The 19,844-nt window shown below is 70.1% G+C and carries 20 protein-coding genes and 1 pseudogene; 14 read left to right on the forward strand and 7 right to left on the reverse strand.

Annotation, left to right across the window (positions count from 1 at the left end; translation table 11 throughout):
* The first annotated feature begins 82 nt into the window (after positions 1-82).
* The 4 genes from bioB to ABZY45_RS27595 all read left to right on the forward strand — a co-directional run bounded on the left by bioB (position 83) and on the right by ABZY45_RS27595 (position 4,033).
* Positions 83-1,279, forward strand: a complete 1,197-nt coding sequence (bioB, locus tag ABZY45_RS27580; RefSeq protein ID WP_356744029.1) for a biotin synthase BioB — start codon at positions 83-85, stop codon at positions 1,277-1,279.
* Positions 1,272-2,576, forward strand: a complete 1,305-nt coding sequence (locus ABZY45_RS27585) for an adenosylmethionine--8-amino-7-oxononanoate transaminase (protein WP_356744031.1) — start codon at positions 1,272-1,274, stop codon at positions 2,574-2,576. The genes bioB and ABZY45_RS27585 overlap by 8 nt, the downstream gene beginning before the upstream one ends.
* A 1-nt stretch (position 2,577) precedes the next feature.
* Entirely contained in the window at positions 2,578-3,267 is a 690-nt protein-coding gene (bioD, locus tag ABZY45_RS27590) for a dethiobiotin synthase (protein ID WP_356744033.1), read from the forward strand.
* A 70-nt stretch (positions 3,268-3,337) separates the two neighbouring features.
* Positions 3,338-4,033 (forward strand): class I SAM-dependent methyltransferase, encoded by a 696-nt coding sequence (locus ABZY45_RS27595; RefSeq protein WP_356744035.1) that lies wholly within the window; start codon positions 3,338-3,340, stop codon positions 4,031-4,033.
* A 93-nt stretch (positions 4,034-4,126) separates the two neighbouring features.
* Here the strand turns inward: ABZY45_RS27595 and ABZY45_RS27600 are convergent, their stop codons facing one another.
* Positions 4,127-4,498, reverse strand: coding sequence for a fic family toxin-antitoxin system, toxin component (locus tag ABZY45_RS27600; RefSeq protein WP_356744037.1), 372 nt, complete (start codon positions 4,496-4,498; stop codon positions 4,127-4,129).
* Entirely contained in the window at positions 4,495-4,722 is a 228-nt protein-coding gene (locus tag ABZY45_RS27605; RefSeq protein WP_073750044.1) for an antitoxin, read from the reverse strand. Before ABZY45_RS27605 ends, ABZY45_RS27600 begins: the two co-directional genes overlap by 4 nt.
* An 88-nt stretch (positions 4,723-4,810) precedes the next feature.
* Between ABZY45_RS27605 and ABZY45_RS27610 the strand changes: the two genes are divergently transcribed.
* From ABZY45_RS27610 to mug, 6 genes are all read left to right on the forward strand, one after another.
* Positions 4,811-5,230: a GNAT family N-acetyltransferase gene (locus ABZY45_RS27610; RefSeq protein WP_356744039.1), complete on the forward strand. Its 420-nt coding sequence runs from the start codon at positions 4,811-4,813 to the stop codon at positions 5,228-5,230.
* A 207-nt stretch (positions 5,231-5,437) separates the two neighbouring features.
* A complete protein-coding gene (locus ABZY45_RS27615) occupies positions 5,438-6,775 on the forward strand; it encodes a hemolysin family protein (protein ID WP_356744041.1) in 1,338 nt (445 codons plus the stop codon).
* Positions 6,772-7,791: a hemolysin family protein gene (locus ABZY45_RS27620; protein ID WP_356744043.1), complete on the forward strand. Its 1,020-nt coding sequence runs from the start codon at positions 6,772-6,774 to the stop codon at positions 7,789-7,791. Before ABZY45_RS27615 ends, ABZY45_RS27620 begins: the two co-directional genes overlap by 4 nt.
* A gap of 223 nt (positions 7,792-8,014) precedes the next feature.
* Positions 8,015-8,851 carry an SGNH/GDSL hydrolase family protein gene (locus ABZY45_RS27625; RefSeq protein WP_356744045.1) on the forward strand — a complete coding sequence of 279 codons (837 nt, stop codon included), beginning with the start codon at positions 8,015-8,017 and terminating at the stop codon, positions 8,849-8,851.
* A gap of 322 nt (positions 8,852-9,173) precedes the next feature.
* On the forward strand, positions 9,174-10,616 hold the full coding sequence (gene purB / locus ABZY45_RS27630; RefSeq protein WP_356744047.1) for an adenylosuccinate lyase: 1,443 nt from the start codon (positions 9,174-9,176) through the stop codon (positions 10,614-10,616).
* Between the two features lie 20 nt (positions 10,617-10,636).
* Complete coding sequence (mug, locus tag ABZY45_RS27635; protein WP_356744049.1) at positions 10,637-11,206, forward strand: G/U mismatch-specific DNA glycosylase; 570 nt, start codon at positions 10,637-10,639, stop codon at positions 11,204-11,206.
* A 75-nt stretch (positions 11,207-11,281) separates the two neighbouring features.
* Here the strand turns inward: mug and ABZY45_RS27640 are convergent, their stop codons facing one another.
* From ABZY45_RS27640 to ABZY45_RS27650, 3 genes are all read right to left on the reverse strand, one after another.
* Positions 11,282-11,719, reverse strand: a complete 438-nt coding sequence (locus ABZY45_RS27640) for a hypothetical protein (protein WP_356744051.1) — start codon at positions 11,717-11,719, stop codon at positions 11,282-11,284.
* A 125-nt stretch (positions 11,720-11,844) separates the two neighbouring features.
* A complete protein-coding gene (locus tag ABZY45_RS27645; protein ID WP_356744053.1) occupies positions 11,845-12,588 on the reverse strand; it encodes an ABC transporter permease in 744 nt (247 codons plus the stop codon).
* Between the two features lie 5 nt (positions 12,589-12,593).
* Positions 12,594-13,529, reverse strand: a complete 936-nt coding sequence (locus tag ABZY45_RS27650; RefSeq protein WP_356744055.1) for an ATP-binding cassette domain-containing protein — start codon at positions 13,527-13,529, stop codon at positions 12,594-12,596.
* A 108-nt stretch (positions 13,530-13,637) separates the two neighbouring features.
* On the opposite strand from ABZY45_RS27650, the gene ABZY45_RS27655 reads away from it, so the two are divergent.
* The 3 genes from ABZY45_RS27655 (at position 13,638) to ABZY45_RS27665 (ending at position 16,743) form a co-directional block, all read left to right on the forward strand.
* Positions 13,638-14,810: a histidine kinase gene (locus ABZY45_RS27655; protein ID WP_356744057.1), complete on the forward strand. Its 1,173-nt coding sequence runs from the start codon at positions 13,638-13,640 to the stop codon at positions 14,808-14,810.
* Positions 14,811-14,814: 4 nt separating this feature from the next.
* On the forward strand, positions 14,815-15,465 hold the full coding sequence (locus tag ABZY45_RS27660) for a response regulator transcription factor (RefSeq protein WP_356744059.1): 651 nt from the start codon (positions 14,815-14,817) through the stop codon (positions 15,463-15,465).
* 120 nt (positions 15,466-15,585) lie between these two features.
* On the forward strand, positions 15,586-16,743 hold the full coding sequence (locus ABZY45_RS27665) for an ROK family protein (RefSeq protein ID WP_356744061.1): 1,158 nt from the start codon (positions 15,586-15,588) through the stop codon (positions 16,741-16,743).
* A gap of 191 nt (positions 16,744-16,934) precedes the next feature.
* Here ABZY45_RS27665 and ABZY45_RS27670 read toward each other — a convergent pair.
* Positions 16,935-17,537, reverse strand: a pseudogene (locus ABZY45_RS27670) (SMP-30/gluconolactonase/LRE family protein); the annotation flags it as partial.
* 226 nt (positions 17,538-17,763) lie between these two features.
* Between ABZY45_RS27670 and ABZY45_RS27675 the strand changes: the two are divergent.
* Positions 17,764-18,882 carry an NADH:flavin oxidoreductase gene (locus tag ABZY45_RS27675; protein WP_356744063.1) on the forward strand — a complete coding sequence of 373 codons (1,119 nt, stop codon included), beginning with the start codon at positions 17,764-17,766 and terminating at the stop codon, positions 18,880-18,882.
* Positions 18,883-19,502: 620 nt separating this feature from the next.
* Here the strand turns inward: ABZY45_RS27675 and ABZY45_RS27680 are convergent.
* Positions 19,503-19,829, reverse strand: a complete 327-nt coding sequence (locus ABZY45_RS27680; RefSeq protein ID WP_356744065.1) for a hypothetical protein — start codon at positions 19,827-19,829, stop codon at positions 19,503-19,505.
* Positions 19,830-19,844: the final 15 nt, after the last annotated feature.

Below are 19,844 nucleotides of genomic sequence, written 5' to 3' on the forward strand. Positions count from 1 at the left end.
TGGCAATACACACAGCATCGGCCGGCTCTCCTGTCCGGTTCCTCCTTGGCCGATGGCGGTGCCGTACGTCAGGATCAAGCCCATGGACCTGCTGAACACGCTGGTGGACAAGGGGCTGCGGCGCGAACTGCCGACCCGTGACGAGGCTCTCGCCGTGCTGGCGACCTCCGACGACGAACTGCTCGACGTGGTGGCCGCGGCCGGAAAGGTGCGCCGCCAGTGGTTCGGGCGCCGCGTCAAGCTGAACTACCTGGTGAACCTGAAGTCCGGGCTCTGCCCCGAGGACTGCTCCTACTGCTCGCAGCGGCTCGGCTCCAAGGCCGAGATCCTCAAGTACACCTGGCTGAAACCTGACCAGGCGACAAAGGCCGCCGCCGCGGGAGTGGCCGGTGGCGCGAAGCGGGTCTGCCTGGTGGCGAGCGGCCGTGGGCCGACGGACCGGGACGTGGACCGGGTGTCTCGGACGATCGAAGCCATCAAGGAGCAGCACGAGGGCGTCGAGGTGTGCGCCTGTCTCGGTCTGCTGTCGGAGGGCCAGGCCGACCGGCTCCGGTCGGCGGGCGCCGACGCGTACAACCACAACCTCAACACCTCGGAGGGGACGTACGGGGACATCACGACCACCCACACGTACGCCGACCGGGTGGACACCGTGCAGCAGGCCCAGGCTGCCGGCCTGTCGGCCTGTTCCGGCCTGATCGCCGGGATGGGCGAGTCCGACGCCGATCTGGTGGACGTCGTCTTCTCGCTGCGTGCCCTCGACCCCGATTCGGTGCCGGTGAACTTCCTGATCCCCATGGAGGGGACACCGCTCGCGAAGAAGTGGCACCTCACGCCCCAGCGGTGCCTGCGCATCCTGGCGATGGTGAGGTTCGTCTGTCCCGACGTCGAGGTACGGCTCGCGGGCGGGCGCGAGGTCCACCTGCGCTCGATGCAGCCTCTCGCCCTGAACCTGGTCAACTCCATCTTCCTGGGTGACTATCTGACCAGCGAGGGACAGTCCGGCCAGACCGACCTCGACATGATCGCGGACGCGGGGTTCGAGGTGGAGGGCGCGGGGACGACCACGCTGCCCGAGCACCGCGTGCAGTCGGCCGGCGGCTGCGGATCGCACGAGGGGGGCTGTGCTCCGTGCGGCGACTCCGCTGAGAGCGGCCCCGCCGCAGCGAAGACGGTGGGGGTTCCTGCGGCTCAGGCGGCGGAAGCCGTCGCGGCGCGCACGGACCTGGTGGCGGTACGCCGTCGTGGTGCAGGGACGGATCTCGCACCCAATGCCTGATCCGCTCCGCCCCGCCGACCTCCTCGCCCTGGACCGGGCCCATGTCTGGCACCCCTACGGCCCGATGCCCGGGCGACAGGAGCCGCTGGTCGTGGAGTCCGCGTCCGGTGTCCGCCTCCGGCTCGCCGAAGCCGCGGAAGGGCAGACGGAGTTGGTGGACGGCATGTCCTCCTGGTGGTCGGCGGTCCACGGTTACAACCATCCGGTCCTCAACGAGGCGGCCCGCGCGCAGCTGGACCGGATGAGCCACGTGATGTTCGGCGGGCTCACCCATGAGCCCGCCGTCCGGCTGGCGACCCGGCTGGTGGAGATCACCCCGGAGCCACTGCGGCACGTCTTCCTCGCCGACTCCGGCTCCGTCGCGGTCGAGGTCGCGGTGAAGATGTGCCTGCAGTACTGGCGTTCGGCCGGCCGGCCGGGCAAGCACCGGCTGCTGACCTGGCGCGGCGGCTACCACGGGGACACCTGGCAGCCGATGTCGGTGTGCGACCCCGAAGGCGGGATGCACGAGCTGTGGTCCGGCGCCCTCCCCCGGCAGGTCTTCGCGGACGCCCCACCGGACGGTTTCGACGCCGAGCCGGACGAGGCGTACGTGACGCACCTGCGCGAGCTGGTGGCTGCCCACGCCGACGAACTGGCGGCGGTGATCGTGGAGCCGGTGGTCCAGGGCGCGGGCGGAATGCGCTTCCACTCGCCCGCATATCTGCGGGTGCTCCGCGAGGTCTGCGACGCCCACGACGTCCTGCTCGTGTTCGACGAGATCGCGACGGGCTTCGGCCGCACCGGCAAGCTGTTCGCCGCCGGGCACGCCGGGGTGTCACCGGACGTGATGTGTGTCGGCAAGGCTCTGACCGGTGGCTATCTGACGCTTGCGGCGACGTTGTGTACGTCACGGGTGGCAGAGGGCATCTCGAGCGGAGAGGTGCCGGTGCTGGCGCACGGGCCCACGTTCATGGGGAACCCGCTGGCCTCGGCGGTGGCCTGCGCTTCCGTCGACCTCCTCCTGGGCCAGGACTGGGAGCGGGATGTGGAGCGTATCGGCGCCGGCCTGCGGCACGGTCTGGCCGAGGCCGCGGAACTGCCGGGCGTGCGGGACGTCCGGGTCCTGGGCGCGATCGGGGTCGTCCAGCTGGATCACGAGGTGGACATGGCGGCGGCAACCCGGGCGGCGGTGCGGGAAGGCGTGTGGCTTCGCCCGTTCCGCGATCTCGTGTACACGATGCCGCCCTATGTGACCGGTGACGACGATGTGGCACGTATCTGCCGGGCCGTGTGCGCGGCGGCGAAGGAAGGCTGAGATGACGATCCTGGTGGTGACCGGTACGGGCACCGAGATCGGCAAGACGATCGTGACGGCGGCGGTGGCAGCGGCCGGCCGGGACCGCCGTGTCGCGGTCCTCAAGCCCGCCCAGACCGGCCTCGGTCCCGGTGAGGCGGGTGATGCCGCAGAGGTGGCCCGGCTGGCCGGCGCCCATGTGACAGCGGTCGAACTGGCCCGGTTCCCCGAGCCGTTGGCACCCGAGACCGCGGCGCGCCGCGCCGGCCTCGCACCCGTACGCCCGTACGAGATCGCGGATGCCGCCCAGAAACTGGCCACCGAGCACGATCTGGTGCTGGTCGAGGGCGCGGGCGGCCTGCTGGTGCGCTTCGACGAACAAGGGGCCACGCTCGCGGACGCAGCACGGCTGATGTCGGCGCCCGTGCTGGTCGTGGCCCCCGCGGGCCTGGGCACGCTCAACGCCACCGCTCTGACGACGGAGGCCCTGCGGGCGCGCGGACTCGTCTGCCCCGGCGTGGTGGTGGGCAGCATGCCGGCCGAGCCCGACCTGGCGTCACGGTGCAACGTCGAGGACCTGCCGGTAGCGGCGGGTGTGCCGCTCCTGGGTGCGGTTCCGGCCGGAGCAGGCGCGCTGCCCCCCGCCGACTTCCGCGCGAGAGCGGCGAGTTGGCTCGCGCCCGAACTCGGCGGAAACCGGGTCGGTGGATGAGCGGCTGAGCGGGCCCGTACGGGGGAGAATGCAGGAGGAGCGGTATCCCCCTGCGTGAAGGAGGCCCCTCATGAGCCGGCGCAACACGAGAACCTCGCGGGACGCGGTGCACCACCCCGTGTTCGCCCGCTTCTACGCCAGGATGAGCGTGACCGCCGATCTCAAGGGCGGCATCGCGGCTCATCGCGAGGAGCTCCTCTCCGGTCTCTCGGGACGGGTCATCGAGATCGGCGCGGGCAACGGCCTCAACTTCGCGCACTACTCGGGAGCCGTCTCGGAAGTGGTGGCGATCGAGCCCGAGCGGAACCTGCGCCGGCTGGCGGCGGGCGCCGCGCTGCGTGCGGAGGTGCCGGTCGATGTGGTGCCTGGCACCGCGGAGGCGCTGCCGGTCAAGAGCGAGGCCTTCGACGCGGCGGTGGCATCGCTGGTGCTGTGCACCGTGCGGGACCTCCCTCGGGCCCTGGCGGAGATCAAGCGGGTGCTCAGGCCGGGGGGCGAGCTGCGCTTCTTCGAGCACACCCTGGCGGAGGGCCGGGCCCTGGCGACGGCACAGCGCGCGGTGGACCGCACTTTCTGGCCCCTGCTCTTCGGGGGCTGCCACACCTCGCGCGACACGATCACGGCTCTGGAGGAGGCGGGCTTCGAGCTGGGGGTGTACCGCAGGTTCCGCATTCCCGAGCACGGCGTGCAGCTGCCGACCACCCCGTGCGTGCTGGGCGTGGCCAGGCGGTCCGCGGTGGTGGACCGGTCGGACCCGCCCCACTAGAGCGGGCTCGGGCTCCCTCGGCGGATGCCCCGAAGCCGCCCTCAAGGCTGCCCGTCAGAGCGGTCCGGGCGCCCTCACAGGCTCCGGACGGCGTCACAGGCTCCAGCGGCGCAGTTCGTCCGCGATGGCCCTGACGTCCGCCTTTCCCTCCTTCACGAGCCGCGCGAGGTCGCGGACCTGCTCGGGCGAGGTGATGATCTTCATTCCGGAGGCTACGAGATAGCCGTAGGCGACGGCGGAAGCGAACATCGCGTTCGAGTGCTCGAGCGCGGGCACGTGGAGAAGCAGCTGCAACAGGGCAGCCGCCCGGGAGTGCGGGTCGCTGTAGACGGGACTGCCGAAGATCTCTGCCTCGTGCCGGCTGACAGCGGCGACCAGCGCGCCCCAGTCGACGACCTGTGGATCACCGGGCGTCTTGTGCTCGGCGACCATGAGCAGCCAGGAAAGGTCGATCTGCAGGTTCAACGGGTGCCTTTGCGCTCCGTGCCGAACTCCTCGGCGAACACCGACTCGTACTGCTTCATGAAGTCGGCCGCGGCCTCGACGAAGGTGTGTCCCACTTCGCCCGCATCCTGTTTGACGAGCTCCTCTATGTAACGGTTCACGCTCATCCCCCGCTGGAGGGCACGCTGTCGCGCGGCCTCGGCGGTGGCCTCGTCCACTCGAACGTTCAGCTGAGTCTTGGGCACGCCCTCACGCTAGCGCGTGCGCGCTAGCACCCGCAAGAGGAGCGGAGGCGCGTACCGTTCCCCTCACGCGGTCTGATTGGCTCTGGCCATGACCGACCTCGAAATCCGCCACGCCACCCTTTCGGACATCGACGCCGTACTGCGATTCTGGCGCGAGGCCGCGGAGGGGACCAGCATCACGGACGACCGCGACGGAGTCGCCGGGCTGATCGACCGGGACCCCGAAGCCCTGCTCCTCGCCGTACGCGACGGCCGGCTCGCCGGGACCGTCATAGCGGGGTACGACGGTTGGCGCTGTTCCGCGTACCGGCTCGCCGTTCATCCGGACTTCCGTCGGCAGGGCATCGCCCGGGAGCTGATGGATGCCGCGGAGCGGCGTTTCCTCGCCCTCGGCGGGCGGCGGGTGGACGCCATGGTCCTCGAGGTCAACACTCAGGCCCATCACACCTGGGCAGCCGGTGGCTACCATCGCGAGGACCACTGGCGGCGCTGGGTCAAGCCCCTCTGAGCGGGTAAAGGGCTGCCAGAGGCCGTTGACCAGCCGCTCGGCCTCTACCGCGAGCGAATTTTGCCGATCCTTTACTATGTAATCTCGACCGTCCGACCCCTTCGAAAGGTGTGAGCGTCCGCCCATGGGCGAGCCCCCCAGTAGTAGATACCGCCGACATCGCGCGATCCTCCTGCCCCTGCCCGATCATGGGACGGAGGTGAACCGATGACCGAAGTGCTTCTGCTTCTCGTGGCGGTACTGCTCTCCCTCGCCTGCGGGGCGTTCGTGGCGGCCGAATTCTCCTTGACCACGCTCGAGCGCAGCGACCTGGAACGGGCGGTCGAACGAGGCGAGCGGGGTGCGGCGGGGGCCCTCAAGGCCGTACGCAGCCTGACCTACCAGCTCTCGGGCGCACAGCTCGGCATCACCGTCACCAACCTGGTCGTCGGCATGCTCTCCGAGCCGTCCATCGCCAAGCTGATCCGGGGACCCGTCGAGGCGATCGGGCTGTCGCCCGGTGTGTCCTCCTCACTGGCCCTGGTGATCGGGACCGCCCTGTCCACCGTTGTCCTGATGGTGGTCGGCGAGCTCGTCCCGAAGAACTGGGCGATCTCCTCCCCTTTGGCGGTCGCGAAGGTGGTCGCCACACCGCAGCGGATGTTCACGGCCGTCTTCCGGCCGTTCATCAGCCACCTCAACAACACCGCCAACCGGATCGTGCGCCGTTTCGGCCTCGAACCGGCCGAGGAGCTCGCCTCCGCGCGCAGCCCCCAGGAGCTGGTGGCCCTCGCACGTCATTCCGCGAAGGAGGGCGCGCTCGAGGCTGACACGGCCGAGCTCTTCGTCCGCACCCTCAACCTGTCCGAACTGACCGCGGAGAACGTGATGACACCCCGCGTCCAGGTCACGGCCCTGGAGGTACAGGCCACCGCCGAGGACGTCGCGAACGCCACCCGGGCGACCGGGCTCTCCCGCTTCCCCGTCTACCGGGGAAGCCTCGACACGGTCGTCGGCGTCGCGCACATCAAGGACGTACTGGCCGTTCCGGCGGACCAGCGACCCCGTAAGCGCGTGTCGGAGATGCTGCGTGAACCGCTGCTCGTACCAGAGACGCTGACCGTGGACCGGTTGCTGGACCGGCTCTCCGGCAAGCTCGCCATGGCGGTGGTCATCGACGAGTACGGCGGCACGGCGGGCGTCGTGACGCTGGAGGACATCGTGGAGGAAGTCGTCGGCGAGGTGCGGGACGAACACGACCCGCACGAGACCCCCGACCTGGCACCCGCCGGTGAGGACGCCGACGGCCGGACCCTCTGGTCCGCCGACGGGGCGGCCCGCACGGACCAGCTCCGCACCATCGGACTGCGCGTCCCGGACGGGCCGTACGAGACCCTGGCCGGCCTGATCGCGACGGAGGTCGGGCGCATCCCGGTGGTCGGCGACACCATCGAGCTCACGGACTGGCGGATCGACGTGGTCGACGCCTCGGGTCACCGCGCGGCGCGCGCGTTGCTGCACGCCCCGGTCGCGGTGGACGAAGAGTCGGCGGAGGCTGAGCGATGATCGCGATCCAGCTCTTCATCGGCCTCCTGACCCTGGTGGTCAACGCGTTCTTCGTCGGCGCGGAGTTCGCTCTGATCTCCGTACGGCGCAGTCAGATCGAACCTGAGGCAGAAGCGGGGAACCGCAGGGCACGCAGCGTCATCTGGGGCCTCGAGCACGTCTCGGCGCTCCTTGCCGCCGCACAGCTGGGCATCACGCTCTGCACGCTGGTGCTGGGCATCGTGGCCGAGCCCGCGATCGCCCATCTGCTGGAACCCCTGTTCGACTCGGTGGGCGTGCCGCACGGTCTGGTGCATCCGATCTCGTTCGTCATCGCCCTCACGGCGGCGACGTATCTGCACATGCTGCTGGGCGAGATGGTGCCGAAGAACATCGCGCTCGCCGAACCCGTCCGGACGGCGTTGCTGCTGGGTCCGCCCCTGGTGACCCTGGCCAGGGCACTGCGCCCGGTGATCTTCACGATCAACGCCTTCGCGAACACCCTGCTCAAGCTCCTGCGGGTGGAGACGAAGGACGAGGTCGCGGCGACGTTCTCCGACGACGAACTGGCGCGGCTCGTCAAGGACGCCGAGGACTCGGGGCTCGTCGACGACCGCTCGGCGGACCGGCTGCGCCACGCTCTGGAACTGGGCCGCCGACCGGTCAGGGACGTGCTTCTGCCGGTCGACCGGGTGCTGTACACCAGGGTCGGGACGACTCCGGAGGAGTTGGAGCGGCTCTCGCACGAGTCCGGCTTCTCCCGCTTCCCGGTGATGGACAGCGAGCAGCGGATCATCGGCTACCTGCATGTGAAGGACGCCCTGGACGCTGCGCCTCGCGATCTCCCGTTCCCGGTGACGGCTCTGCGGCCGATCGCGCGGGTGCGCGCGGCAACGCCGCTGGACGACGTGCTGACCGCTCTGCGGCGGAGCCGTACGCATCTTGCGGCCGTGCTGGACGAGGACGGCCGCCTGGCCGGCATGATCACGATGGAGGACGTCCTGCGTGAGCTGGTGGGCAGGCCCCAGAACCGCTGAGTGACGGCGGACGCCGGAGAGGGACGCGACCGCGGTCGCGTCCCTCTTCCCTGTTTGCGAGGGCGGGGATCTCGCAAACAGCCCCCTGGAAAGCGCTCTGGCGCGCTGTGGAGACGTCACGCCCAGCTGACCTTCAGGTGACGCCGCCCTCAGGCGGCCTCCGCCCCAGCCGTCTCGTGACGTCTGGGGCCTCGGGGCCCGTCGCGGTACGATCGGCAGCGCCATGGAATTGAATGCCTCCTACACCAGTCTCGTCGCGGTCGGCGACTCGTTCACCGAGGGCATGTCGGACCTGCTGCCCGACGGTTCCTACCGCGGGTGGGCCGATGTCCTCGCCTCCCGGCTCGCGGCCCGCACACCGGGATTCCGGTACGCCAACCTCGCCGTGCGAGGAAAGCTCATCAGCCAGATCGTGGACGAACAGGTCGCGGTCGCAGCGGCTCTGCAGCCGGATGTGATCACGCTCGTCGGCGGGCTGAACGACACTCTTCGGCCGAAGTGCGACATGGGCATGGTGCGGGACCGGCTGGAGGAGGCCGTGGAGCGGCTGGCTCCGTCCTGCAAGACCTTGGTACTGATGCGCAGCCCTGGCAGGAACGGCCCCGTGATGGAGCGCTTCCGCCCTCGCATGGAGGAGCTGTTCTCGCTGGTGGGCGATCTGGCCGAGCGCCACGGCGCACTGGTGGCCGACCTGTACGGCGTTCCTTCGCTGGGCGATCCGCGGATGTGGGACGTCGACCGGCTGCACCTGACGGCCGAGGGGCATCGCAGGGTCGCTGAGGCTGTCTGGCAGACGCTGGGGCTGCCGGCGGAGGACGACTGGCGGGTCCCCATGCCTGTGACCCCGCCCGCGCGGTGGGCTCAGCGACGGGTCGAGGACATCCGCTTCGCCCGGCAGCATCTGGTGCCCTGGATCGGGCGGCGGCTCACCGGGCGCTCGTCCGGTGACGGGCGCGCCGGAGCGCAGTTCGACGCGGCACTCGGAAAGGCCTTCTGGATCACTCCCGGGGACGCGGCGGCTCCCGGGCCGGTGACGGGCTGGCGTCGGCTGGACAGCTGACCGGTCGCGGGGCGCCCGCCGGCAGCTCGCGGGAGACAGCCCGCCGGCCGCAGGCGGCTTTTCTCACTGCTGCCGCCTGCTGCTCCTCACTGCCGATGCTTACCGGTGGGTGTCCGGCCGGGCCTTCGCGCCGCCGGTGGGCCTGAGCCGGCCGTTCAGCGGCTGGGGCTTCATGGCCGCCGGCTCCGTGCGGACCGGGGCGGACCAGGCTTGCGGACCGGAGCGGACCCAAGCCTCCGACCAGGGCGGACCAGGGCTTGTAGGAACGCACAGACCGGCCCGCGGCGCGGACCTGCAGAAACCGCCAGTAGAATCCGGACACGTGACTGCTGTGTCTGCGAAGCCTCGCATCCCCAATGTCCTGGCCGGCCGCTATGCCTCTACGGAGCTGGCCGTCCTCTGGTCCCCCGAGCAGAAGGTGAAGCTGGAACGTCAGCTGTGGCTGGCGGTGCTGCGCGCTCAGAAGGACCTCGGCATCGAGGTGCCCGACGCCGCGCTGGCCGACTACGAGCGTGTGATCGACCAGGTGGACCTTGCCTCCATCGCGGAGCGTGAGAAGGTCACCCGGCACGACGTGAAGGCCCGGATCGAGGAGTTCAACGCTCTCGCCGGCCACGAGCAGGTCCACAAGGGCATGACCTCCCGGGACCTCACCGAGAACGTCGAGCAGCTGCAGATCCGGCTCTCGCTGGAGCTGATGCGTGACCGCACCGTGGCCGTTCTGGCGCGGCTCGGCAAGCTGTCGGCGGAGTACCGCGAGCTGGTCATCGCAGGCCGCTCACACAACGTTGCCGCTCAGGCGACGACGCTCGGCAAGCGCTTCGCGACCGCGGCGGACGAGCTGCTGGTGGCGTACGGGCGGCTGGAGGATCTCCTCGGCCGCTACCCGCTGCGTGGCATCAAGGGGCCCGTCGGCACGGCGCAGGACATGCTCGACCTGCTCGGCGGCGACGCGGGCAAGCTCGCCGAGCTGGAACAGCGCATCGCCGGTCACCTCGGCTTCGCTCACGCCTTCACCTCTGTCGGTCAGGTCTACCCCCGCTCCCTCGACTACGACGTGGTGACGGCGCTGGTGCAACTGGCCGCCGCACCGTCGTCGGTCGCCAAGACGATCCGGCTGATGGCCGGACACGAGCTGGTGACCGAGGGCTTCAAGCCGGGACAGGTCGGTTCCTCGGCCATGCCGCACAAGATGAACACGCGCTCCTGCGAGCGCGTCAACGGCCTGATGGTGATCCTGCGCGGTTACGCCTCGATGACCGGCGAGCTGGCAGGCGACCAGTGGAACGAGGGCGACGTGTCCTGTTCCGTGGTCCGCCGTGTCGCGCTGCCGGACGCCTTCTTCGCGTTCGACGGTCTGCTGGAGACCTTCCTCACCGTCCTCGACGAGTTCGGCGCGTTCCCCGCGGTCGTGGCGCGCGAGCTCGACCGCTACCTGCCCTTCCTCGCCACGACGAAGGTGCTGATGGGCGCGGTGCGGGCCGGGGTCGGCCGCGAAGTCGCCCACGAGGCCATCAAGGAGAACGCGGTCGCCTCGGCACTCGCCATGCGGGAGCAGGGCGCGGAGCGCAACGAGCTGCTGGACAAACTGGCCGCCGACGAGCGCATCCCCCTGGACCGCGCGGAACTCGACGCTCTGATGGCCGACAAGCTGTCCTTCACCGGCGCGGCGGGCGATCAGGTCACCTCCCTGGTGGCCCGGATCGAAGAGATCGCCAAGCAGCACCCCGAAGCCGCCGGTTACACCCCCGGCTCCATCCTCTGACGGCGTCCTCCCCTGTGCGGATGACGCCCGAGAAACTCCAGGCCGCTCGCGACCGCGTCGTACCCGACGTGGCCGCGGGCGGTCTGCGTGTGCTGTTCTGCGGGATCAATCCCAGCCTCACGACTGCGGCTACCGGGCACCACTTCGCGCACCCGGGCAATCGCTTCTGGCCGGTGCTGCATCGGTCAGGTTTCACGCCCAGGCAGCTGAAGCCGTCGGAACAGGACGAACTGCTGGGATACGGCCTGGGCATCACCAATGTGGTGGCGAGGGCGACGGCACGGGCGGATGAGCTGCATCCGGACGAATTCCGTGAGGGCGGCAGGCTTCTGTCGGCCAAGGTGGAGGCACTCGGTCCGCGGTGGCTCGCGGTCGTCGGTGTCACTGCGTATCGCACCGCCTTCGGTGAACGCCGTGCCCTGATAGGGCCGCAGGACCGCGTCATCGGCGGTGCAAGGGTCTGGGCTCTGCCCAACCCGAGTGGCCTGAACGCCCACTGGACGGTGAACTCCATGGCGGACGAGTACGCCCGGCTGCTGGCGGCGGTCGGCCATGACTCCTCCGCCTGGACGAGCCCCACGACCTCCTGAGGCCAGCGCGAGCATGTTGCGCCGGGAGACCCGTGCATCCGCCGCACCGGGGGTTGAGGCGTCGTCCGGACTCGCTCAAGGCGGGTCGACCACCGTCACCAGAACTCCCAACTCGCAGCCCGGCCCCTCGTCCTCCGTGTGGAGCACCACTGCTATCCATCGGTCCTCCGCGCGCCACAGCTGGAGGTACTCGCAGCTCGCGACCGCTTCGGACCAGGGTTCGGCTATCGCCTCCCCGGCCATCATCCGTTCCTGTGCGCTCCACAAGCTGACGACCTGCGGTTCGCCCCAGCGCAGTGTGAGCAGCGTGATCAGGGCGTCGTGTTCGGCCAGGCACCGCGCCCGGTGCTCGACACGGTCCGCCTCGTCCCCTTCCTCTTGGCTGTCCTCGCCGTGGAGGATTGCGGTGTGGTAGCCGGGTCCGCTGACTCCCGAGCCCGACGGAAGGCGCTCAAGGGGAAAGTCCCTGGTGCGCATCCCGTCGATGAGGCGGAGGTGATGTGCGGTGGTCATACCGTCAGTAAACCGTCCCCCACTGACACATGGCCCCCCGCAGACCGCCCCCCGCGCTCCTGGAACGCTGCCGGCCGGTGCCTGGGTGTCCGGGCCCCTTGGGGTGCCCTGTCCACGAAGGCCAGTCAGGCGTCGCGTTTCCGAAGAGCCCACCAGCCGGCGAGCAGGGCTGCGAATGTCCACCCGGAGGTGACTGCGAGCCCGGTCCACGGCCCGAGGCTTCCCGGATGCTGCCCATGGAGCATCAACTGCCCCGCGCGGTCGGGTAGATACTCGGCTACGCCCCCTGCTATGTCTCCGATTACGAAAGAGACGATCAGGATGAAGGGGATGAGCAGGCTGAGCACCGCGGCCGCGCTGCGCATCACAGTCGTAAGCCCTGCTGCGAACAGCGCCATCAGCGCGAGATAGACACCGCCGCCGAACGCGGCGCGCAGCACCCCGGGATCACCCGGACCGATCGCGTACTCCCCCATGAACGTCTGCCCCACAACCAGCGTGGCGAAGCTGGTGGCCAACCCGACGACCAGAGCCAGTCCGCCGATCACCGCCATCTTGGCCGTGTACAAAAGCCCTCGGCTGGGAACAGCCGCCAGCGATGTCCGCAACGCGCCGTTCATGAATTCCGTCGACACCGCGGTGGCGCCGAATCCTATCGCCGCGATCTGACCGAAGTTGAGCCCGTAGAACGCGGAGAAGAGGGGATCACTGTCCGCTTCACGCGCCTCTGCCTGTCCTACGGTGGCGAACACGAGAACGGTGACGGCGAGCGTGACAGCGAACACCGCTGCGAGCGAACCCGAGACAGCCCTCAGCGATTTGATCTTTATCCATTCGGACCGCACCACTGCCGTTTTCGTCAGAGTCACAGCGCTCAGACCTCCTTGCGGGTGCTCGATGAGAGAGTCGCCGCGAACTGCACAGCATTCGTGGTCAGATCGAGGTATGCCTCCTCCAAGCTCGGCCGTATGTCACTGAGTTCCAGGAGAGGGATGCCCTCCGCCGCCGCGGTGGCCCCGATCTCTCCCGCCGTGGCCCCTTCGACGATCCAGCGTCCGTCCTCGCTCTGCTCGGGCTCGTAGCCCCTGCGGATCAGGACATCTCGCAACCGTGCGGCTTCGCTGGTGCGCAGACGAACGGCCGGCCGGCTGCGGGAGTCGAGGAAATCCTGCATAGGGAGGTCGGCGAGGAGCCGGCCTCTGCCGAGGACGATCAGGTGATCGGCGAAGGAAGCGGTCTCGTTCATCAGGTGACTGGAGACCAGGACGGTCCGGCCGTCGCGCGCCATGCTGCGCATGAGCTCGCGGATCCAGATGATTCCTTCCGGGTCCAGGCCGTTCGAGGGTTCGTCCAGCATCACCACGTCCGGCTCACCGAGCAAGGCTGCTGCGATGCCGAGCCGTTGCCGCATTCCGAGCGAGAACGTCTTGATCCGGTGTCGACCGACGTCCGCGAGGCCCGCTTCCTCGAGAACCGCCTCGACCCTGCGGCTCGCTACGCCGTTGCTCGTGGCGAGCGCCAGCAAGTGATCGCGAGCGGTGCGCGAGCCGTGTGCCGCACGGGCGTCGAGCAGAGCGCCGACGCGGCGCAGCGGGTCGGGCAGCGATGTGTAGGGCCGGCCTCCGATCGTGGCTGTGCCGGCTGTGGGTCTGTCCAACCCGAGCACGAGCCGCATGGTGCTCGACTTGCCCGCGCCGTTGGGACCCAGAAAGCCCGTGACCCGTCCAGGCCTCACGCTGAAGGTGAGCCCGTCCACGGCACGTGTGCGGCCGTAATCCTTGGTGAGTGCGTGTACGTCGATGCTGGTCATGAACCGAGCATGGCCCTCGCCCCTCATCCGTGACCTCCCTCCTCCGAGGGGATCGTCTCCCTCGGAGGAGGGAGCCGCTCACCGCCGGACGCTGACACGATGGCGGGCATGCGCCACTTTCTCGGACCGATCGCAGCGCCAGTCACCTACAGCCGCTGGCTGCATCTGCTCATCCCGGGTGCCGTTGTCAGCGTGTGGTTGTTCATTTCCATGGACACCCCGTGGGTGCCCTTCGTCCTCGCAGTGCCGGCCGGGCTGTTGCCCGTGTTCCGCCTGGCCGAGGGAGTACAGGCGCAACTCCTCCTCACCCCCGCTGAGCGTGGCCGTCCTGATGCCTCCATCTCCGCCGCGCCCGCCGCCACGTGGGCGGAGCGCTGGCGCACCGTGGCTTGGCTCCAAGTGCGGCTGCTGCTCGCCACAGCAGCCGGGTTCGCGACCGTATGGCTGCCTGCGACGACCTACGACCTGGTCTGCGCCGCGACGGGGGCAGCCACTGACATGGACTGGGTGACCGGCCTGTTTCCCTCCCGATGGCTGTACTGGCCGGTCGCGCCGCTTCCGCTCCTGGTACTGCTCGGGCTGATCGTCCTGTGCGGTGAAGTGGCCACGGCTGCGGCCCGAGGGCTGCTGGGGCCGTCGCCGGCCGAGCGGCTCACCGCGCTGGAGGAGCGCACGGAGCAGCTGCTGGAACGCAACCGGATAGCGCGCGAGCTGCACGATTCGATCGGGCATGCCCTGACGGTCGCGGTGGTGCAGGCAGGGGCCGCCCGGACCGCGGGCGATCCGGATTTCACCGCGCGCGCACTCGCCGCCATCGAGGAGACGGGGCGCAACGCCCTGGATGATCTCGAACGTGTCCTGGGAGTGCTGCGGGAATCGGGCCCCGCCGCCAGCAGACGTCCGACCCTGGTCGAGGCTGATCGGCTGCTGGAATCGGCCCGCGGTTCCGGGGCGAAGATCGACGTTGCGATGACCGGCCCGCTGAAGCTGGTGCCCGGCCCCGTCTCCCGGGAGGGGTACCGGATCCTGCAGGAATCGCTGACCAATGTGCTCCGTCATGCCGGTGCTGTTCCCGTACGGGTGAGGCTTGCCGTCGTGGGCGAACGGCTGGAGCTGGAGGTGACCAACCCTCTCGGCGGATCCCCGCACGGCAGGGGCGGCGGCAGCGGGCTGAGAGGCATACGGGAGCGGGCCGCGCTGCTGGGCGGCGAAGCCGTGACCGGACCGTACGAAGGCGAATGGAGGGTGCACGTGAGCCTGCCGATGGACCACATACGCTGACCGGATGCCGGTTACCGTTCTTCTGGTCGACGACGAGCCCCTCGTGCGTGCTGGACTGCGCGCGGTCCTGGAGGCGCAGCCCGACATCGAGGTGGTGGGTGAGGCCGCCGATGGTGCGGCGGTGATCCCCCTGGTGCGCCAACTGCGCCCCGACGTCGTGGCGATGGATGTGCGCATGCCCCTCATGGACGGCATCGAGGCGACCAGGGCGGTCCTGCGCACCATGACCGACCCACCGAAGATCCTGGTGGTGACGACGTTCGAGAACGACGAATACGTCTACGAGGCCCTGCGCGCCGGTGCGGACGGGTTTCTGCTGAAGCGGGCCCGGCCGACCGAGATCGTGCACGCGGTGCGGCTGGTGGCGGAGGGCGAGTCACTGTTGTTCCCCGCTGCGGTCCGGCAGCTCGCCGCGGACTACGGTACGACCGAGGCGCGGGCAGCGATGGACCGAGCTGCGCTCACGGAGCGTGAAGCGGGGGTGCTGCTACTGATGACGCAAGGGCTGTCCAACGCGGAGATCGCCGCGCAGCTCGTCGTCGGCGTGGAGACAGTGAAGTCCCATGTCAGAGCGGTGCTGGCGAAGTTGGGAGCCCGGGACCGCACGCAGGCGGTCATCGCCGCCTATGAGTCCGGCTTCGTGGCTCCACGCTGAACCGAGGCCCCACACGGCGTCGCGGCTCGCTCCGCTTGCCATTGTGCGGGGACCGGTCGCCGCAGTGGGGACCAGCGAGTACGATCCGGCAGACACGCGCACGACCTGGGAGGACACACCGTGAGTCGGCTGACCGGTGGGGACCCGTCTCTGCTGCGGCGGATCAATTCCGCTGTGGTGCTGCACGCCCTGCGAGGGGCGGACTCACCTACGCTCACGGATCTGACCCGGATCACGGGCCTGTCGCGCCCCACGGTCGAAGGCGTCGTGGAAGGGCTCTTCGCCGCCGGTCTGGTGGTCGAGGCTCTGCCCGACGAGAGCGGCACCCGGCGGCAGGGACGTCCCGCCCGGCGGTTCAGGTTCCGCGCGGAGGCCGGCTATCTCCTGGGCGTCGAGATCGGCCCGCACCGGGTCTCCGCTCTCCTGTCCGGGCTGGACGGCCGGATCATCGGCGCGGGGTCACGTGACGTCTCCGAGACGGCCTGCGCGGACGACCGGCTCGACTCGGTCCGAGCCATGATCGCCGATGTGCTGCGTCGCGCCGGGGTACAGCGGAGCAGCCTGCGGGCGGTCGGGGTGGGCAGTCCGGGCATCGTCGAGGCAGACGGCACCGTACGGCTCGGTACCGCGCTGCCGGACTGGACAGGCCTCGCGCTCGGCGACAGACTGCGGCGGTCCTTCCGATGTCCGGTCCTGGTGGAGAACGACGCCAACGCGGCAGCGGTGGCCGAGCACTGGAAGGGAGCCGCTACCGAGTCCGACGACATCGTCTTCGTCCTGGCAGGTCTGAGTCCGGGCGCCGGATCGCTGATCGGCGGGCGACTGCACCGCGGGTTCGGCGGTGCGGCCGGGGAGATCGGCGCGCTGCACCTGCTCGGCCGCGATGTCACCCCGGAACACCTGCTCTCGACGACGGACACCCCGCTGGACCCTCTGGACGAGCAAGCCGTCGCCGCGGTGTTTGCCAAGGCCAAGCACGGAGACGCCGGGGCACAGGCCGCAGTCGCCAGGTTCATCCAGCGGCTGGTGCACGATGTGGCCGCACTGGCGCTGGCGCTCGACCCGGAGCTCGTCGTGGTCGGAGGATGGGCCGCGGGCCTCGACGGTGTCCTCGATCCGCTCCGCGACGAACTCGCCCGCTACTGCCTGCGTCCCCCTCGGGTGGCTCTGTCACTCCTGGGAGAGGCTGCCGTCGCCACAGGAGCACTACGGCTGGCCTTGGATCACGTCGAGGAACAGCTCTTCGCCGTAGAAGGAACGGTGACCACCCGTCGCTGACGACGGGGGTCATGAGCTACGGGCGGGGGCGGAGCGGCGAGCGTCAGGAAGGCCACAGGCTGCGGGCTGCGGGCTGCGGACTGCTGAAGTGCGTCGGTGTATGCGTCTACGCGAACGCCCGCGGCACAGAGGCGCGTTGCTCCACAGCATGGTCACCTGCGCACGCACAGCTCGGAGGACGTTGCCGCGGCCTCGGCGAAGGCCTCGCCGTCCGACAGCGTGCCGTCCTCCCGTACGTCGAAGACCCGGACGAGACCTGCCCAGGTCGGAGACGAACAGCCGCTTCTCGTCCGCCGAGAAGACCAGTCCGTTGGGAGCGCCGAAACAGTCAGCGACCAAGCGCACATCGCCGGTGGACGGGTCGACGCGGCAGACGTTGTTGGAACCGCTCTCGCTCTCCGCGCGATAACCCTCGTAGTCGCTGGTGATGCCGAAGTCCGGGTCGGAGAACCAGATCGAGCCGTCGGACTTCACAGTGGCGTCGTTCGGGCGGTTCAGGCGTCGGCCCCGCCAGCGGTCGGCCAGAACCGTCACCGTGCCGTCGTGTTCGGTCCGCGTCACCCGCCGGTTGCCTGCTCGCAGGTGATGAGCCGCCCCTCGCGGTCGAGGGTGTTGCCGTTCGTGTGCCCGGCGGTACGGCGGAAGACGCTCACGGCGCCGGCCTCCTCCCAGCGCGGCAGCCGGTCGTCCGGGATGTCGCTCCAGATCAGGTGCCGCCCCGCGGGCACGTGGACGGGGCCCTCGGCCCAGCCGCATCCGGTGTACGGGACTTCGAGGCCGTCGTCGCCGTTCATGCACCGCCCCGCGCGGAAGCGGTCGGGAAGCTCTCGTACAGCCCGGGGTGCTCGCTGGTCATGGACATCCGTCCCTTCGGCAGACACGTTCTGCCGAAGGGATGGATGCGCGCACGGAAGATCAAGAGGAGACCTTCGACACACCGTCCGGGTTCCGGGATGCAGGGGTGGCCGGCACATGTTGGCGAGGGATGAACCTGCCCCCACCCTTCGAACAGGACACGCAGTGACAGACGAGAACGCCCGCCGCGCAGCAGCCGCCCTCTCCCGCCCCTTCACGGTCCGCGGACTGACCTCGCGCAACCGGATCGCCATGGCACCCATGACCCGGGACTTCTCCCCGAACGGTGTCCCCGGACAGGACGTGGCGGACTACTACGCCCGCCGGGCCGCCGGTGGTGTGGGGCTGATCATCACCGAGGGCACCTACGTGGACCACGCCTCCGCCGGCACCAGCGGCCGGGTCCCGCTGTTCCACGGCGAGGAGGCGTCCAAGGGCTGGGCGGGTGTCGTGGACTCCGTTCACCGCGAGGGTGGCGCGATCATCCCGCAGCTGTGGCACGTGGGTGTCACCCGCGCCGAAGGTGCCCCGCCGGTGGCGGAGGCGGAGCCGGTCGGCCCCTCGGGCGTGACCCTGGCGGGCGAGCCCAAGGGGCGCGCCATGACGCAGCGGGACCTCGACGACGTCGTCGCGGCGTTCGCCGACGCGGCGGCGAACGCCGAGCGCCTCGGCTTCGACGGGGCCGAACTGCACGGGGCCCACGGCTACCTGATCGACCAGTTCCTCTGGGAGGGCAGCAACCGCCGCACCGACGCGTACGGCGGCGACATCCTCGCGCGGACCCGCTTCGCGGCGGAGATCGTGACGGCGTGCCGCGCCGCCGTGTCCGACTCCTTCCCCCTCTTCTTCCGTATGTCCCAGTGGAAGATGGACGCGTACGAGGCGAAGCTCGCCCGGACCCCCGAGGAGCTGGAGACCCTCCTCACGCCGCTGGCCGAGGCCGGCGTCGACGTCTTCCACGCGTCCACCCGCCGCTACTGGCAGCCGGAGTTTGACGGCTCCGACCTGAACCTCGCCGGCTGGGTGAAGAAGATCAGCGGCAGGCCGACGGTCACCGTCGGCTCGGTCGGCCTGGATGGCGACTTCTTCAGTGCCTTCCGGGGCAACAGCTCCTCCGTCACCGGCATCGACCAGCTGCTGGACCGGCTGGAACGCGACGAGTTCGACATGGTCGCCGTCGGCCGTGCGCTGATCGCCGACCCCGAGTGGGCCGCGAAGACCCTGCGCGGGCTCACCGAGGACATCACGCCGTTCTCGGCGGAGATGCTGAAGACCCTGCGCTGAGGCCCGGTCCGGCGGCCGGGCCGGAGCGCCCCCTCAGCGCATGAGCCGCAGGAGACGCGGCGGGACGGCCTCCGCCATCGCCTTTGCCCCGGTGTCGTCGGGGTGGGGGCCGTCGCCGCTGTCGTAGCGCGCGAGGAGGGCTGCGGGCCGGAGGGGTCGCGCAGCGCCTTGTCGAAGTCGATCACCCCGCCGTACTCGCCGCTGGTGCGGATCCAGCGGTTGAGGGTCTGACGCGCGGCCTCGTTCTCCGGGCTGCAGAAGCCCAGGGTGTGGCCCTTGAAGGGCAGGGCCGTGCCGACGTAGGCCGCCTTCAGGCCCCGGTCGTGGGCGGGGGTGATGATCTGGCGGTGGGCCTCGATGAGGTCCGCCGCCGTGACCCGTTCGGACTCGGGGGCGACGGTGCCGGGATGGCCGAGGTCGTCACGCCCGGGAGCACGATCAGGTGTTCGGCGCCGGGCTGGGACGCGGCGTCGCGGGCGAAGCGGCGCAGTGCGCTCCGGCCGACGTGCGCCGCGAAGTCCTCGACGTCGGACCCGGCGGGCTGCCGATCGCCGGGTCGCGGGAGGCGAAGAGCGCGACCGTCTTGTCGACGGCGGCATCGGACGGTGCCAGCGGCAGCATCATCGTCCGATGGACCGCGAGCGGCTCCTGCCGGGCCCCGCCCCGTGCTCGCCGTGCCGCTCGGAACCGCAGGAGGCCACGGTGCGGGCCGAGAGGGCCACGGCGATGTCCGACTCCACCGCGCGGCAGCGCAGCCACACCGCGGACTCGGGCTGCGTGCCGTTCTTCCATCCCGTGAGGTTGCGGTCGGCCACCTCACGGTAGCGCGCGACCCCGATGTTGCGGACGTCACCGTCGATCGAGGACTCCACCGCCGGCTCCCCCGACCGCCCCTCGGCGGTGAACACCGTGTGCAGCGCGGCGAGATGGGGGTCGCCCATGTGCATCAGGCGCCCCTGCCC

The sequence above is a fragment of the Streptomyces sp. NPDC006516 genome (genome assembly GCF_040611875.1).
Taxonomy (GTDB): Bacteria; Actinomycetota; Actinomycetes; order Streptomycetales; family Streptomycetaceae; genus Streptomyces.

Excerpts from the sequence above, each read along its gene's own strand:
- ABZY45_RS27620 (WP_356744043.1), top strand. The coding sequence starts at position 6,772 with ATGATCGCGATCCAGCTCTTCATCGGCCTCCTGACCCTGGTGGTCAAC.
- ABZY45_RS27610 (WP_356744039.1), top strand. The coding sequence starts at position 4,811 with ATGACCGACCTCGAAATCCGCCACGCCACCCTTTCGGACATCGACGCC.
- mug (WP_356744049.1), top strand. The coding sequence starts at position 10,637 with ATGACGCCCGAGAAACTCCAGGCCGCTCGCGACCGCGTCGTACCCGAC.
- bioB (WP_356744029.1), top strand. The coding sequence starts at position 83 with ATGGACCTGCTGAACACGCTGGTGGACAAGGGGCTGCGGCGCGAACTG.
- ABZY45_RS27660 (WP_356744059.1), top strand. The coding sequence starts at position 14,815 with ATGCCGGTTACCGTTCTTCTGGTCGACGACGAGCCCCTCGTGCGTGCT.
- ABZY45_RS27650 (WP_356744055.1), bottom strand. The coding sequence starts at position 13,529 with ATGACCAGCATCGACGTACACGCACTCACCAAGGATTACGGCCGCACA.
- ABZY45_RS27655 (WP_356744057.1), top strand. The coding sequence starts at position 13,638 with ATGCGCCACTTTCTCGGACCGATCGCAGCGCCAGTCACCTACAGCCGC.
- ABZY45_RS27680 (WP_356744065.1), bottom strand. The coding sequence starts at position 19,829 with ATGCACATGGGCGACCCCCATCTCGCCGCGCTGCACACGGTGTTCACC.
- ABZY45_RS27615 (WP_356744041.1), top strand. The coding sequence starts at position 5,438 with ATGACCGAAGTGCTTCTGCTTCTCGTGGCGGTACTGCTCTCCCTCGCC.
- bioD (WP_356744033.1), top strand. The coding sequence starts at position 2,578 with ATGACGATCCTGGTGGTGACCGGTACGGGCACCGAGATCGGCAAGACG.
- ABZY45_RS27640 (WP_356744051.1), bottom strand. The coding sequence starts at position 11,719 with ATGACCACCGCACATCACCTCCGCCTCATCGACGGGATGCGCACCAGG.
- ABZY45_RS27585 (WP_356744031.1), top strand. The coding sequence starts at position 1,272 with ATGCCTGATCCGCTCCGCCCCGCCGACCTCCTCGCCCTGGACCGGGCC.
- ABZY45_RS27595 (WP_356744035.1), top strand. The coding sequence starts at position 3,338 with ATGAGCCGGCGCAACACGAGAACCTCGCGGGACGCGGTGCACCACCCC.
- ABZY45_RS27625 (WP_356744045.1), top strand. The coding sequence starts at position 8,015 with ATGGAATTGAATGCCTCCTACACCAGTCTCGTCGCGGTCGGCGACTCG.